Genomic DNA, 13,054 nt, shown 5'->3' with positions numbered 1-13,054 from the left:
CCCACCCGCTCCAGACAACAAAAAAACGCCCGAAAGCAATGCTCCGGGCGTTTTTTGTTGTTGGTGGGCAAACCACACCAGCGCTGCATCCAGCGCGCCAGCTGTTCAGCGCGGCTTGCGCGGCTGAATGCCCAGGGCTTCCTTGTGCTTGTTGATGCGGTCCTGCTTGCGCTGGTCCATTTTTTCCATGGCCTTGCGCTTGGTGTAGCCCGTGGAATCGGCCCAGGCCCACCACAGTGCTGTGGCCCCGAAAGGCGCCAGCACCCACCACCAGGACCAGGCCGCCACGGGGCCGATTTCGAAATATTTCAGTGCCAGTATGAGAAGGGAAAGACCCAGCAGATACATCGCAATCTCCAGAAAATGCCATCACAGGCCTGATTGATGCGGGACAAGGGTTTGTCAACCCAAGTCACTACAATCCCATTAAAAGCACTGTAACTCAACCACAGGAAATCCCACCATGAAGCGTACCCTGATCACTCTTGCCATGACGCTGTCGGTTGCGGCACCCGCAATGGCCGACATGGCCCTGGCGACATCGAAGAACTGCATGGCCTGCCATGCGGTGGACAAGAAACTGGTGGGCCCGTCGTACAAGGACGTGGCGGCCAAGTACGCAGGCCAGAAAGACGCCGTGGACAAGCTGGCTGCCAAGATCGTCAAGGGTGGTTCTGGCGTGTGGGGCCCCGTACCCATGCCTGCCAACGCACAGGTCAACGACGCAGACGCCAAGAAGCTGGCCGCCTGGGTGCTGACGCAGAAGTAAGTCACCGTTAAAGCCGCTGCGGCGCTGGGCGCAACGCCCCAAAGCCGCAACAAAAAAGCCGCGCCACAGGGTATGTGACGCGGCTTTACTTTTTTGGGGGTAATCGCCAGCGCTGCGCAGACCCCGCGTGCGCAGGGCACTACAAGATCAATTGGTCTGGGCCAATTGATCCAGAATTGCCGGATTCTGTGGCCACGTCACATCGCTGCGCGATATGAGTGTCCACGAACCCTGCAAGCGCTATGCGCGGGCGCCTTCGGCGCCCTCCTCGATCAGTTGGCCTTGGCCAACTGATCGAGAATTGCAGGGTTCTCCAATGTGCTGGTGTCCTGCGTGATGGCCTCGCCCTTTGCAATGCTGCGCAGCAGGCGGCGCATGATCTTGCCGCTGCGGGTCTTGGGCAGGTTGTCGCCAAAGCGGATGTCCTTGGGCTTGGCGATGGGCCCGATTTCCTTGGCCACCCAGTTGCGCAGTTCGTTGGCGATCTGCTTGGCTTCTTCGCCGGTGGGGCGGGCGCGCTTGAGCACAACAAACGCGCAGATGGCTTCGCCGGTCACATCGTCCGGGCGGCCCACCACGGCGGCTTCGGCGACCAAGTCGGTCTTGGACACCAGGGCCGACTCGATCTCCATCGTGCCCATGCGGTGACCCGAGACGTTGAGCACGTCGTCGATGCGGCCGGTGATGCGGAAGTAGCCCCGGTCGGCACTGCGCACCGCGCCGTCACCGGCCAGGTAGTAGCCCTTGAGCTCTTCGGGGAAGTAGGCCTTCTTGAAGCGCTCGGGGTCGTTCCAGATGGTGCGGATCATGCTGGGCCAGGGCTTCTTGATGACCAGGATGCCGCCCGCGCCGTTGGCGACATCATTGCCGGTTTCATCCACGATGGCGGCGGCGATGCCGGGCAGAGGCAGCGTGCAGCTGCCGGGCACCAGCGGCGTGGCGCCGGGCAGCGGGGTGATGACATGGCCGCCGGTTTCGGTCTGCCAGAAGGTGTCCACGATGGGGCAGCGCTCGCCGCCCACGTTCTTGTGGTACCACATCCAGGCTTCGGGGTTGATGGGCTCGCCCACGCTGCCCAGGATGCGCAGGCTCGACAGGTCCGAACGCGCGGGGTGCACGGCAGCATCGCCCTCAGCGGCCTTGATGAGCGAACGGATGGCGGTAGGCGCGGTGTAGAAGATCGTGCACTTGTGCTTTTCGATCATCTGCCAGAAGCGACCGGCGTTGGGGAAGGTCGGGATGCCTTCAAAGATGATCTGCGTGGCGCCCGCTGCCAGCGGTCCGTAGGCCACGTAGGTGTGGCCGGTGATCCAGCCGATGTCGGCCGTGCACCAGAACACGTCGTCGGCCCGCAGGTCGAACGTCCAGTCCATGGTGAGCTTGGCCCACAGCAGGTAGCCACCGGTGCTGTGCTGCACGCCCTTTGGCTTGCCGGTGGAGCCGCTGGTGTACAGGATGAACAACGGGTGCTCGGCCCCCACGGGCACGGGGGCACATTCGGTGCTCTGCCCGGCCAGAATCTCGCCAAAGGTCTTGTCGCGCCCAGGCACCATGTTGCAGGTCGTCGCCGTGCGCTCAAACACGAAGACGTTGCGGATGGTGTCGCAGCCGCCCATGGCCAGGGCTTCGTCGATGATGGCCTTGAGCGGCAGCTCCTTGCCCCCACGCATCTGGTAATTGGCGGTGATCACGGCCACCGCGCCCGCGTCGATGATGCGCTCCTGCACCGCCTTGGCGCTAAAGCCGCCGAACACCACGCTGTGCGTGGCGCCGATGCGTGCGCAGGCCTGCATGGCGATCACGCCCTCGATGGTCATGGGCATGTAGATCAGCACGCGGTCGCCCTTGGCCACGCCGTGGGCCTTGAGCGCGTTGGCAAACTGGCTCACGCGGGCCAGCAATTCCTTGTAGGTGATCTTGGTGACCGCGCCATCGTCGGCTTCGAAGACGATGGCGGTCTTGTTCTCGGTGGGGGTGCCGATGTGGCGGTCCAGGCAGTTGGCCGATGCGTTCAGCTCGCCATCGTCAAACCATTTGAAGAACGGGGCGTTGGACGTGTCCAGCGTGCGCGTGAAGGGCTTGCTCCAGTTCACGTTTTCGCGCGCCAGGCGTGCCCAGAAGCCCTCGAAGTCCTTGTCGGCCTCGGCACACAGTGCGTCGTAGCCCGCCATGCCGGAAACGCGGGCCGCCTTGACGACCGCATCGGACGGCGGGAACACGCGGTTCTCGACCAAAACGGACTCGATCGCGGATGTGGGCGCACTCATGGTGTTGTCTCCTGGTTTTGATGGAATTGAAATTGGGCGGTACTGTCGGGCGCAGCACTTACAAGCCACTGACTGGCGCGAAGCTTACAGAATCTACACCCTGCACCATGTCGGGATGGCCACTGGGGAGAAGGGCTGTCACACCACGCCCCTAAAATCGCGCGACCCCGGACCCTCCGATCTTTCCCTATCCCTCTATGACCCAGCCCAAAAACCCCGCCTCCCCGTCGCCCATGCGCCCCCTGCCCTCGCTGATTTTTGCCAGCCGCTGGCTGCAGTTGCCCCTGTACCTGGGCCTGATTCTGGCGCAGGCGGTGTATGTCTTCCACTTCTGGGTGGAGCTGGTACACCTGATCGAAGCCGCCTTTGGCAACACTGGGGCGCTCAAGAGTCTGGTCTCCAGCATTGGTTACAAGAGCGATTTTGAGGTCACCGCACTCAATGAGACCATCATCATGCTGGTGGTGCTGGCGCTGATCGACGTGGTCATGATCTCCAACCTGCTCATCATGGTGATTGTGGGCGGCTACGAAACCTTTGTTTCGCGCCTGCACCTTGAAGACCACCCCGACCAGCCCGAATGGCTGAGCCACGTGAACGCCTCGGTGCTCAAGGTCAAGCTGGCCACCGCCATCATCGGCATCAGCTCCATCCACCTGCTCAAGACCTTCATCAACGCCGCCAACTACGACGTCAAGGTGCTGATGTGGCAGACCATCATCCACACCGTGTTCCTGCTCAGCGCGCTGGCCATTGCACTGACCGACCGCCTGATGTCGCACACGGCCCCCGCTGCAAGCCACCACTGAGGCCCCGGCCACCGCAGCGCCATGCAATGCACGCAGTGCAACTGGCAGAACCCGGCCTCGTACACCCACTGCTTCAGCTGCAATGCGCCGCTGGCCGCAGCGGGTGAGGGGATCGGCCCACGCACTGCAGGGGCGGCCACTGCCAAGGCGCGCCCCCGGCCACAGTCGCCCTCCGTCCCATCGCCAGCACAGCACGCGCAGGCGGCCGTGTTCCCCAGCATGCTGGCGCGCCTGGGGGCCACGCTGATCGATGGCCTGGCCATGGCGGCCGTCCCGGCGGCCCTGCTGACCGCCTGGGCGCTGGCCAGCAGCGCCCTCGACGGCGCACCACCCGGCCCCCTGCTGGCCGCCGCGCTGGCGCTGGGCGCCTTGGGGCTACTCCTGCCGGGACTGATGGATGCGCTGGGCGCGGGCTCTTTCGGCAAGCGGGTACTGGGCCTGCGGGTGGTCACCCGCACGGGCGAGCGCCCGGGCGTGGCGCGCTCGGCGTTGCGACACTTCCTGAAATACTCGCTCACCCTCGGCCTCACGCTGGCCGTGCCGTTTCTGCTGCACCGCCTGCTTACAGCGCTGTTTGGCGAGCGCGGCCTGCACAGCTCCATGACGGGCACCTTTGTGGTTGCGCGCGATGCCGACGATGCGGCCATCCGCGAGGCGATTGCCAACGCCCCAGGGCCCGGCTGGTTCCTCAAAGGGCTGGTGGTGCTGGGCGGCCTGGCGGTGCTGGGCCTGGCCGTTGTGGTGACGTTGGTGCTGTGGAGCCCCCGCAGCGAGCCCGCCAACCCGTTGCGCGACACCGTGCGCCAGCTTGACGGCGCGGCGCGCGTGGTGCTGCAGCTGGTGGAGAACCACTACCGCAGCACAGGCAAGTTTCCGCCCAGTGCAGCCGCCATCGGCCTGGGTCCGTCCGGCCCGACCGAACGCCTGCCTGCGGGCTTCCAGGCCCTGAGCATCGACCCCGCCAGCGGCGTGGTGCGGCTGACGATTGCCGAGGGCGTGGGTGGCACAGAGGGCGCAGCCCTGGCGGGCAAGCACCTGGTCTACACCCCGCTGCTGCGCACCCGCAAACAGCAGACCGACATCCGCCAATGGCAATGTGGCAGCGACGACATTGCGCGCAGCGACCGCCCGTTCCAGTGCCGCCACGCGTCCACCCGTGCAGCGCCGTAGGGAGGCCGTGGCCCGGCCCGGGCCCGGTGCATGGCGCTGTTGAACGGCGCAAGGACCAAAAACTTGAATAAAAACAGTGCTTACCGCGCAACAGTCATGCCCTGATAGCTATTAAAAATATAGCAACCACACCCCACCCTCCCGCTCCCAGATTTCTCCCCAATCGGGCGGCACAGTGCAGGCCATCCCCCCACTGTTCCTACCTGCAGGAGAAATCCATGGACCACAGCCTCCACAACCCACTCCCCTCTGCTCCCCTCACCCCTGCCGCGCAGGCCTCTGCCAACCGCCGTCTTGCCCTGAGCGCCCTGGGCTCGCTGGGTGTCGCCACCCTGTGGGGTTGCGGCGGAGGGGGCAGCGACACTGCCGCCACGGACACCACCGATACCTCCGGTACGGGAACAGGCACTGGAACCGGGACCGGAACGGGAACCGGCACCGGGACGGGTACAGGCACCACCACCACCTGCTCGGTCGTGCCCGAGGAAACCGCCGGCCCCTACCCCGCCGACGGCTCCACGGCCAGCAACAACACCTACAACGTGCTGGCGCTCAGCGGCATCGTGCGCTCGGACATCCGCAGCTCCATCGGCTCGTCCACCCAGGTCGGGGGCGTGCCGCTCACCATCACCATCACGCTGACCAACACCCAGGCCAGCTGCGCCCCGCTCGCGGGCTACGCCATCTATCTGTGGCACTGCACGCAGGACGGCAACTACTCGGTCTACACCTCCAACAACATCGCCGACAACTACCTGCGCGGCGTGCAGGCCACCGATGCCAGCGGCACCGTCACCTTCACCACCATCGTGCCCGGCTGCTACGCAGGCCGCATGCCCCACATGCACCTGGAGGTGTACCCCAGCCTCGCCGCCGCCAGCAACGCACGCAACAAGGTCAAGACCACGCAGCTGGCCTTCCCCACCGCGCTGCTCAGCAGCATCTACAGCAGCAATGCGGGCTACAGCGCCAGCGTGCGCAACCTGGCTGCCATCACCTTTGCCACCGACAACGTGTTCAGCGACGGCACCGCGCTGGAGATGACCACCATGCAGGCCAACACCGGCGGTGGCTACGCCGCCAGCATCACGATCTCGATCGCGGCCTGACCCCAACCCCTCTCCTTCACAAGGTAACCCCATGTCCCTGATTCGCAGCTCTCTCGCCCGCCTGGCCCTTCTGGCCCTGGGCGCCACCACCGTCGCCGCCTGGGCCCAGCCAGAGCGTGGCGGCACCCCGCCCGCACCACCGCCCGAGGCGTACGCCGCCTGCAAGGGCAAGGCCGAAGGCGCCAGCGTCACGCTGACCATGCCCGACGGGAAATCACTGACAGGCACATGCCGCACAATGAATGGCACCCTGGTGGCCATGCCCGCAGGCGGGCCTGGTGGCCCCGGCGGCGCGGGCGGCCCGCCACCTGCCCGCTGATCGCTGAACGCCACCCCAGCTCCATGCCCCACCTGACCCTGCACCGCAAAGCCTTCCTCGCCCTGGCCGCCCTGCTGGTGGCCCTGCTGCTGATCTTTGCGGGCTTCTCGCGCCTGGGTCTGCAGCGCGGGCTGGGGCCGTATGTGGCCGAGATCGAGCTGGCGCGCATGGACTGGCTGGCCGAGCGCCTGCAGGCCCACCACGCCCAGGCGGGCGGATGGGACAGCCTGCGCAGCCAGTCCACGCTGTGGGGCCGCCTCAGCCACCCCGGCGGTGGCCCGCGCCGCCCCGGCCCACCGCCCTCGGGCGATCCCGGCAGTGCGCCCGACACACGCCCCGGCCCGCCCCCGGGCCAGGCAGAGTCGGCCCCTCCGCCCCCACCGCCCGACGACCTGCGCAGCCAGGGCCCGGGCAGCTTCCCGCCCCCACCGCGCCACCGCGATGACATCTACCCCCGCCTGGGCCTGCTCGACGCGCAGGAGCGCCTGGTGGTGGGCACCGCGCCCCAGCCCGGCGGCGCACGCCTGGCGCTGCGCGGCGAGGGCGGCCAGACCATCGGCCACCTGGTGCTGGCGCCGCCCCAGGGCGTGCGCAGCGAGGCCGACCAGGCCTTTCTGGCGCAGCACCTGGGCTTTGTGGCCTGGACGGGCCTGACCGGGCTGGCGCTGGCGCTGCTGCTGTCCGGCTGGCTGGCCCGGCGCTGGCTGGGCCCGGTCGAGGCCCTGGCCACCGGCGCACGCGGCATTGCACAAGGCGCCCTGCACACCCGTGTGCCCGTGCACGGCAATGACGAACTGGCCCAGCTGGCCCGCACCTTCAACACCATGGCCGAACAACTGAGCAGCATCGAGGCCAGCCGCCGCCAGTGGCTGGGCGACGTGGCCCACGAGCTGCGCACCCCCCTGGCCGCCATGCGCGCCGAGATCGAGGCCGTGCAGGACGGCATCCGCCCCTTTGACGACAAGACCGCGCTGCGCCTGCACCGGCAGGTGATGCGCCTGATCCAGCTGGTGGGCGACCTGCGCGCCAGCCTGGATGCAGCGGGCACCAGCGCGCCCTCGGCCCAGGTGCCCGTGCACCCGCTGTCACTGCTGGGCGAAGCACTGGCGTCGATGCGCCCACGCCTGGCGCAGGCGGGCATCGATGTGGACACCACGGGCCTGGACGCTCTGGCCGCACAGGTGCCCGCGCCACTGGTGCTAGGCGACGCGCAGCAATTGCACCAGGTGTTTTTGAACCTGCTGGAGAACAGCTTGCGCTACACCGATGCTGGTGGCCTGCTGCAGATCACGGCGCGCGAAGTGGCAGCCCCCGGCAGCGCGGCCCACCTGCCGATGCTGCAGGTGCAACTGGACGACAGCACGCCCGGCGTGCCCGCGCACGAGCTGCCCCGCATCTTTGAGCGCCTGTACCGCGCCGAGACCTCGCGCAACCGCGACCATGGCGGCTCGGGACTGGGCCTGGCGATCTGCCGTGCCATCGTACTCGCACATGGCGGCACGCTGGCGGCCGAGGCATCGCCCCTGGGCGGGCTGCGCATCACGCTGACTCTGCCCCTTCTGGACAACACCGCCCCATGAGCCCACGCATCCTTGTCGTCGAAGACGAACCCGACATCGCCACCATCGTGGTGGACTACCTGCGCCACGCGGGCTACACCGTCGAGCACCAGGTCGATGGCCGCGCAGCCCTCGCCAGCATCGTGGCCGCGCCGCCCGACCTCACGCTGCTGGACATCATGCTGCCCGGCATGGACGGCCTCGACATCCTGCGCCAGGCGCGGCGCCACACGCAGAACCCCATCATCATGCTCACTGCCCGCGTGGAAGAGGTGGACCGCCTGATTGGCCTGGAGCTGGGCGCGGACGACTACATCTGCAAGCCGTTTTCGCCGCGCGAGGTGGTGGCCCGCGTCAAGGCCGTGCTGCGCCGCAGCGCTGCAGCGCAGGAGCCACCGACGGCCCCCACCACGGTGGCAGCGCTGGCGCTCGACGAATCACACTGGCAAGCCACATTGCACGGCACGCCGCTCAACCTCACACGCCGCGAATTCAAGCTGCTGCAGGTGCTGGCGCGCCAGCGGGGCCGCATCTTCTCGCGCGCCCAACTGCTCGACCAGGCCTATGACGACACGCTGGACGTGAACGAGCGCGCCATCGACAGCCACATCAAGAACCTGCGCAAAAAGCTCAAGGCCGCCAGTGGTGATGACACCGACTGGATCCGTTCGGTGTACGGCGTGGGCTTTGCGCTCGACCCGGGCGCAACGAACTGAGCCAGCGTGCCGCAGTGTCGCGCAGGTGCAGCGACGCAGGGCGGCAGGCCGGGGCCCGCCGCTAAACTGGCGCTTTCGCCCCCTGCCGACCCTGCACGGCGCAGTGGCCGCCCCGGCCCTGCGCCCAGAGAGCCCGCCCATGTATGCCACCACCCTGCCCGAGTCCGCCGCCAGCCTTGAACACCCCCTGCAGCGGCCCTTATTGAGCCCGGCGGAGCGCGAGGCCATCAACCGGGGCCGCTGGTTTGCCGCGCTCACACCCTCGCTGCGGCACGACATCTTCCGGCTGGGCCGCGTCACACGCTATGCACATGGCCAGGCGATCGTCCTGCAGGGCGAACCCGCCCAGGACTGGTTTGCCTGCGCCAGCGGCGCCATCCGCTTTCGGCGCACCACACCCGCAGGCAAGCAGGTGACGCTGGCCTATGTAGAGCCCGGCATCTGGGTGGGCGAGGCCGAGGTGCTGCACGGCGGGCCGAACACCTATGACGGACATGCCCACGGGCCCACCACGGTGCTCAGCCTGGCCGAGGGCGTGTTCCGCCAGCTGCTGCGCGCGCACCCCGAGTTTGGCGAAGCGCTGCTCACGCTGCAGGCACGGCGCATGCGCTACCTGTACTGGATGATGGAAGACATGGCCACCCTGCCCCTGCGCGCACGACTGGCCAAGCAGCTGCTGCATGTGCTGCGCCGCTTTGGCGAGCGCGCCGCCATGCCGGGCCAGCGCGGCGCCATCGGGCTGTCGCTGGTGCAGGATGAGCTGGCGCAGCTGCTGGGCGGCTCGCGCCAGCGTATCAATGTGGAACTGAAATGGATGGAGCGCGAGGGCATCATCGGCATCCACCAGCGCAGCATCGTGGTCTACCAGCAGGACCAGCTCGAAGCACTGGCGCAGCAGGAGGTGTCGGACGCCCGGGCCGAAACAATGGGCGGCAGCCAGGGCAATTCGCCGCGCTGAGAACCGGTGAGGAGGCAGGCCGCCCCGTCAGCCCCCACTCTCCCGGCACACCTCAAACCATCAAATTTGATAGCAAACAGCGCTTGATGGACGCGCGCAAACGCCTATTTTCTTCATAAATCCAGTGGCATACAGGGCACACTGGGGCGCAGCACCCCACGCTGGCGTCAACGCCCCACCATCTGCGCTGGCACCACCCACTGGTCAAACTGCTCGCCCGTCACATGGCCCGAGGCCACAGCCGCCTCGCGCAGGCGGGTGCCTTCCTTGTGCGCCTTCTTGGCGATGAAGGCCGCCTTGTCGTAGCCGATGTGGGGGTTCAGCGCCGTCACCAGCATCAGCGATTGCTCCACCAGGTCGTTGATGCGCGCCTGGTTCGGCGCTATGCCCACGGCGCAATGCTCGTTGAAGCTGGCCATGCCATCGGCCAGCAGGCGCACGCTCTGCAAAAAGTTGTGGATGACCAGGGGGCGGAACACGTTCAGCTCGAAGTTGCCCGAGGCCCCGCCGATGTTGATGGCCACGTCGTTGCCCATCACCTGCGCGCACAGCATGGTCAGCGCCTCGCACTGCGTGGGGTTGACCTTGCCGGGCATGATGGACGAGCCCGGCTCGTTCTCAGGGATGGTGATCTCGCCCAGCCCGCTGCGCGGGCCGCTGGCCAGCCAGCGCACGTCGTTGGCAATCTTCATCAGGCTGGCCGCCAGGGTCTTGAGCGCACCGTGGGCATGCACCAGCGCATCGCAGCTGGCCAGGGCCTCGAACTTGTTGGGGGCGGTGACCAGCGGCAGACCGGTCAGGTCGGCCAGCTCCTTCGCCACCGCGTGCGCATAACCGGCAGGCGCATTGAGCCCGGTGCCCACGGCCGTGCCCCCCAGGGCCAGCTCGCCCAGGTGGGGCAGCGCGGCGCGCACATGCTGCTCGCCATGCTGCAGCTGCGCCACCCAGCCCGAGATCTCCTGGCCCAGCGTGAGGGGGGTGGCGTCCTGCAGGTGCGTGCGGCCGATCTTCACGATGCCGTCAAACGCCTTCGCCTTGGCCGCCAGCGTGGTGCGCAGGCCGTGCAGCGCGGGCAGCAGGCGGTGCATCAGCGCGTCCACCGCCGCCAGGTGCATGGCGGTGGGGAACACATCGTTGCTCGACTGGCTCTTGTTCACCTCGTCGTTGGGGTGCACCAGGCGCGCTTCGCCGCGCGGGCCACCCAGCAGCTCGCTGGCGCGGTTGGCCAGCACCTCGTTCATGTTCATGTTGGTCTGCGTGCCCGAGCCGGTCTGCCACACCACCAGCGGGAACTCCTGCAGGTGGCCGCCGCCAATCACCTCGTCCGCCGCCGCCACGATGGCCGTGGTCTTGGCGGCGTCGAGCAGGCCCAGCGCGTTGTTCACATAGGCACTGGCCCGCTTGACCTGGGCCAGCGCGCGGATCAGCTCGGGCGCCATCCTCTCGCCCGAGATCGCAAAGTGGTGCAGCGAGCGCTGCGTCTGCGCGCCCCACAGCCGGTCGGCAGGCACATCGATGGGGCCGAAGGTGTCTTTTTCGGTGCGGACTGCGGTCGGGGCGGGGGTGGAGGTTTTCACGGGTGGGCCTTGCCGCTCAGCGAGCGAATGGGAGTGGAACGAAACACCAGACCGCAGCATACCCACCCCAGGCCACGGCGCGCCACCACCCCTCTTCTCCCCCGACAGGCCCGCGCAAGCCCGGCAGGGGATAATTAAGGGTTCGCGTTTTCCCTAAAACCCCCACCGCCATGACCACGACGACCATTCGCCAAGAAGACCTGATCGAATCCATTGCCGGCGCGCTGCAGTACATCAGCTACTACCACCCCACCGACTACATCGCCCATCTGGCACGCGCCTACGAGCGCGAGAAGAGCCCGGCGGCCAAGGATGCGATCGCCCAGATCCTCACCAACAGCAAGATGAGCGCCACCGGCCAGCGCCCCATCTGCCAGGACACCGGCATCGTCAACGTCTTCCTGAAAGTGGGCATGGACGTGCGCTGGGAAGGTTTCAGCGGCAGCCTGGACGACGCCATCAACGAAGGCGTGCGCCGTGGCTACAACCACCCCGACAACACGCTGCGCGCCTCGGTCGTGGCCGACCCGCAGTTCGCCCGCAAGAACACCAAGGACAACACCCCCGCCGTGATCTTCACCGAGATCGTGCCCGGCAACACCGTGGACATCACCGTGGCGGCCAAGGGCGGCGGCTCGGAGAACAAGTCCAAGATGTACATGCTCAACCCCGGCGACAACGTCGTGGACTGGGTGCTCAAGACCGTGCCCACCATGGGCGCTGGCTGGTGCCCGCCCGGCATGCTGGGCATTGGCATCGGCGGCACGGCCGAAAAGGCGGTGCTGATGGCCAAGGAAAGCCTGATGGACGACCTGGACATGTACGAACTGCAGGCCAAGCAAGCCAGCGGGGCCGAACTCGACAATGTCGAAAAGCTGCGCCTGGAGCTGTTTGAAAAGGTCAACGCCCTGGGCATCGGCGCCCAAGGCCTGGGCGGCCTGACCACAGTGCTGGACGTCAAGATCAAGATGTACCCCACGCACGCGGCCAGCAAGCCCATCGCAATGATCCCCAACTGCGCCGCCACGCGCCACGCGCACTTCGTGATGGACGGCTCGGGCCCCGTGTACCTCACGCCCCCGAGCCTCGACCTGTGGCCCAACGTGGACTGGGCGCCCGACTACAACAAGAGCAAGAAGGTCAACCTCGACACGCTGACCAAGGAAGAAGTGGCCAGCTGGAAGCCGGGCGACACGCTGCTGCTCAACGGCAAGATGCTCACCGGCCGCGATGCCGCACACAAGCGCATCCAGGACATGCTGGCCAAGGGCGAGAAGCTGCCCGTGGACTTCACCAACCGCATCATTTACTACGTGGGCCCCGTGGACCCCGTCAAGGGCGAGGCCGTGGGCCCCGCAGGCCCCACCACCGCCACGCGCATGGACGGCTTCACCGAGATGATGCTGGCCCAGACCGGCCTGATCGCCATGGTGGGCAAGGCCGAGCGCGGCCCGGTCGCCATCGAGGCCATCAAGAAGCACCAGAGCGCCTACCTGATGGCCGTGGGCGGCGCCGCCTACCTGGTCTCCAAGGCCATCAAGACCGCCAAGGTCGTGGGCTTTGAAGACCTGGGCATGGAAGCCATTTACGAGTTCGACGTGGTGGACATGCCCGTGACCGTGGCCGTGGACGCCGGCGGCACCAGCGCCCACATCACCGGCCCGGCCGAGTGGCAAAAGCGCATCGCCTCGGGCGAGTTCAAGGGCATTGAAGTCGCCACGGCCTGAGCCCCGGCCCTGCACCGAGCCCCGTGCCAGGCTCCGTTCCGGCACCAGGGCAACGGCTCTCTAAACCGCCCTCG

Annotated in this window: 12 protein-coding genes; 9 read left to right on the top strand and 3 right to left on the bottom strand. The window is 67.3% G+C overall.

Annotated features, from left to right (window positions below):
* Positions 1-105 precede the first annotated feature (105 nt).
* The gene (locus tag CBY09_RS06355) at positions 106-348 is read right to left on the bottom strand and encodes a TIGR04438 family Trp-rich protein (RefSeq protein WP_063461808.1); all 243 of its coding nucleotides are present in this window, start codon (positions 346-348) and stop codon (positions 106-108) included.
* A gap of 115 nt (positions 349-463) precedes the next feature.
* On the opposite strand from CBY09_RS06355, the gene CBY09_RS06350 reads away from it, so the two are divergent.
* Complete coding sequence (locus CBY09_RS06350) at positions 464-769, top strand: c-type cytochrome (RefSeq protein WP_063461807.1); 306 nt, start codon at positions 464-466, stop codon at positions 767-769.
* A 272-nt stretch (positions 770-1,041) separates the two neighbouring features.
* Here the strand turns inward: CBY09_RS06350 and acs are convergent, their stop codons facing one another.
* The gene (gene acs / locus CBY09_RS06345; protein ID WP_094287514.1) at positions 1,042-3,036 is read right to left on the bottom strand and encodes an acetate--CoA ligase; all 1,995 of its coding nucleotides are present in this window, start codon (positions 3,034-3,036) and stop codon (positions 1,042-1,044) included.
* 197 nt (positions 3,037-3,233) lie between these two features.
* On the opposite strand from acs, the gene CBY09_RS06340 reads away from it, so the two are divergent.
* The 7 genes from CBY09_RS06340 (at position 3,234) to CBY09_RS06310 (ending at position 9,676) form a co-directional block, all read left to right on the top strand.
* A complete protein-coding gene (locus tag CBY09_RS06340; protein WP_094287512.1) occupies positions 3,234-3,845 on the top strand; it encodes a TIGR00645 family protein in 612 nt (203 codons plus the stop codon).
* A gap of 21 nt (positions 3,846-3,866) precedes the next feature.
* Positions 3,867-5,015, top strand: a complete 1,149-nt coding sequence (locus CBY09_RS06335; RefSeq protein WP_094287510.1) for an RDD family protein — start codon at positions 3,867-3,869, stop codon at positions 5,013-5,015.
* 218 nt (positions 5,016-5,233) lie between these two features.
* Positions 5,234-6,124: a dioxygenase family protein gene (locus CBY09_RS06330; RefSeq protein ID WP_094287508.1), complete on the top strand. Its 891-nt coding sequence runs from the start codon at positions 5,234-5,236 to the stop codon at positions 6,122-6,124.
* Positions 6,125-6,155: 31 nt separating this feature from the next.
* Positions 6,156-6,443: a hypothetical protein gene (locus CBY09_RS06325; protein WP_094287506.1), complete on the top strand. Its 288-nt coding sequence runs from the start codon at positions 6,156-6,158 to the stop codon at positions 6,441-6,443.
* A gap of 23 nt (positions 6,444-6,466) precedes the next feature.
* Entirely contained in the window at positions 6,467-8,023 is a 1,557-nt protein-coding gene (locus CBY09_RS06320) for an ATP-binding protein (protein ID WP_094287504.1), read from the top strand.
* A complete protein-coding gene (locus CBY09_RS06315; protein ID WP_094287502.1) occupies positions 8,020-8,718 on the top strand; it encodes a response regulator in 699 nt (232 codons plus the stop codon). Before CBY09_RS06320 ends, CBY09_RS06315 begins: the two co-directional genes overlap by 4 nt.
* Before the next feature lie 139 nt (positions 8,719-8,857).
* The gene (locus tag CBY09_RS06310) at positions 8,858-9,676 is read left to right on the top strand and encodes a Crp/Fnr family transcriptional regulator (protein WP_094288079.1); all 819 of its coding nucleotides are present in this window, start codon (positions 8,858-8,860) and stop codon (positions 9,674-9,676) included.
* A gap of 167 nt (positions 9,677-9,843) precedes the next feature.
* Here the strand turns inward: CBY09_RS06310 and fumC are convergent, their stop codons facing one another.
* On the bottom strand, positions 9,844-11,253 hold the full coding sequence (fumC, locus tag CBY09_RS06305; protein WP_094287500.1) for a class II fumarate hydratase: 1,410 nt from the start codon (positions 11,251-11,253) through the stop codon (positions 9,844-9,846).
* Between the two features lie 170 nt (positions 11,254-11,423).
* On the opposite strand from fumC, the gene CBY09_RS06300 reads away from it, so the two are divergent.
* Positions 11,424-12,980, top strand: coding sequence for a fumarate hydratase (locus tag CBY09_RS06300; protein WP_094287498.1), 1,557 nt, complete (start codon positions 11,424-11,426; stop codon positions 12,978-12,980).
* The last annotated feature ends 74 nt before the right edge of the window (positions 12,981-13,054 follow it).

This window comes from Acidovorax kalamii (assembly GCF_002245625.1).
In the GTDB taxonomy this organism is placed as follows: Bacteria; Pseudomonadota; Gammaproteobacteria; order Burkholderiales; family Burkholderiaceae_C; genus Acidovorax; species Acidovorax kalamii.
The sequence above is the reverse complement of the archived record's forward strand: the minus strand, read 5'-3'. Positions and strand labels throughout refer to the sequence as shown.

What these genes read in the sequence shown, in the direction of transcription:
- CBY09_RS06355 (WP_063461808.1), bottom strand. Translation starts at nt 348, where the DNA reads ATGTATCTGCTGGGTCTTTCCCTTCTCATACTGGCACTGAAATATTTC.
- CBY09_RS06350 (WP_063461807.1), top strand. Translation starts at nt 464, where the DNA reads ATGAAGCGTACCCTGATCACTCTTGCCATGACGCTGTCGGTTGCGGCA.
- acs (WP_094287514.1), bottom strand. Translation starts at nt 3,036, where the DNA reads ATGAGTGCGCCCACATCCGCGATCGAGTCCGTTTTGGTCGAGAACCGC.
- CBY09_RS06340 (WP_094287512.1), top strand. Translation starts at nt 3,234, where the DNA reads ATGACCCAGCCCAAAAACCCCGCCTCCCCGTCGCCCATGCGCCCCCTG.
- CBY09_RS06335 (WP_094287510.1), top strand. Translation starts at nt 3,867, where the DNA reads ATGCAATGCACGCAGTGCAACTGGCAGAACCCGGCCTCGTACACCCAC.
- CBY09_RS06330 (WP_094287508.1), top strand. Translation starts at nt 5,234, where the DNA reads ATGGACCACAGCCTCCACAACCCACTCCCCTCTGCTCCCCTCACCCCT.
- CBY09_RS06325 (WP_094287506.1), top strand. Translation starts at nt 6,156, where the DNA reads ATGTCCCTGATTCGCAGCTCTCTCGCCCGCCTGGCCCTTCTGGCCCTG.
- CBY09_RS06320 (WP_094287504.1), top strand. Translation starts at nt 6,467, where the DNA reads ATGCCCCACCTGACCCTGCACCGCAAAGCCTTCCTCGCCCTGGCCGCC.
- CBY09_RS06315 (WP_094287502.1), top strand. Translation starts at nt 8,020, where the DNA reads ATGAGCCCACGCATCCTTGTCGTCGAAGACGAACCCGACATCGCCACC.
- CBY09_RS06310 (WP_094288079.1), top strand. Translation starts at nt 8,858, where the DNA reads ATGTATGCCACCACCCTGCCCGAGTCCGCCGCCAGCCTTGAACACCCC.
- CBY09_RS06300 (WP_094287498.1), top strand. Translation starts at nt 11,424, where the DNA reads ATGACCACGACGACCATTCGCCAAGAAGACCTGATCGAATCCATTGCC.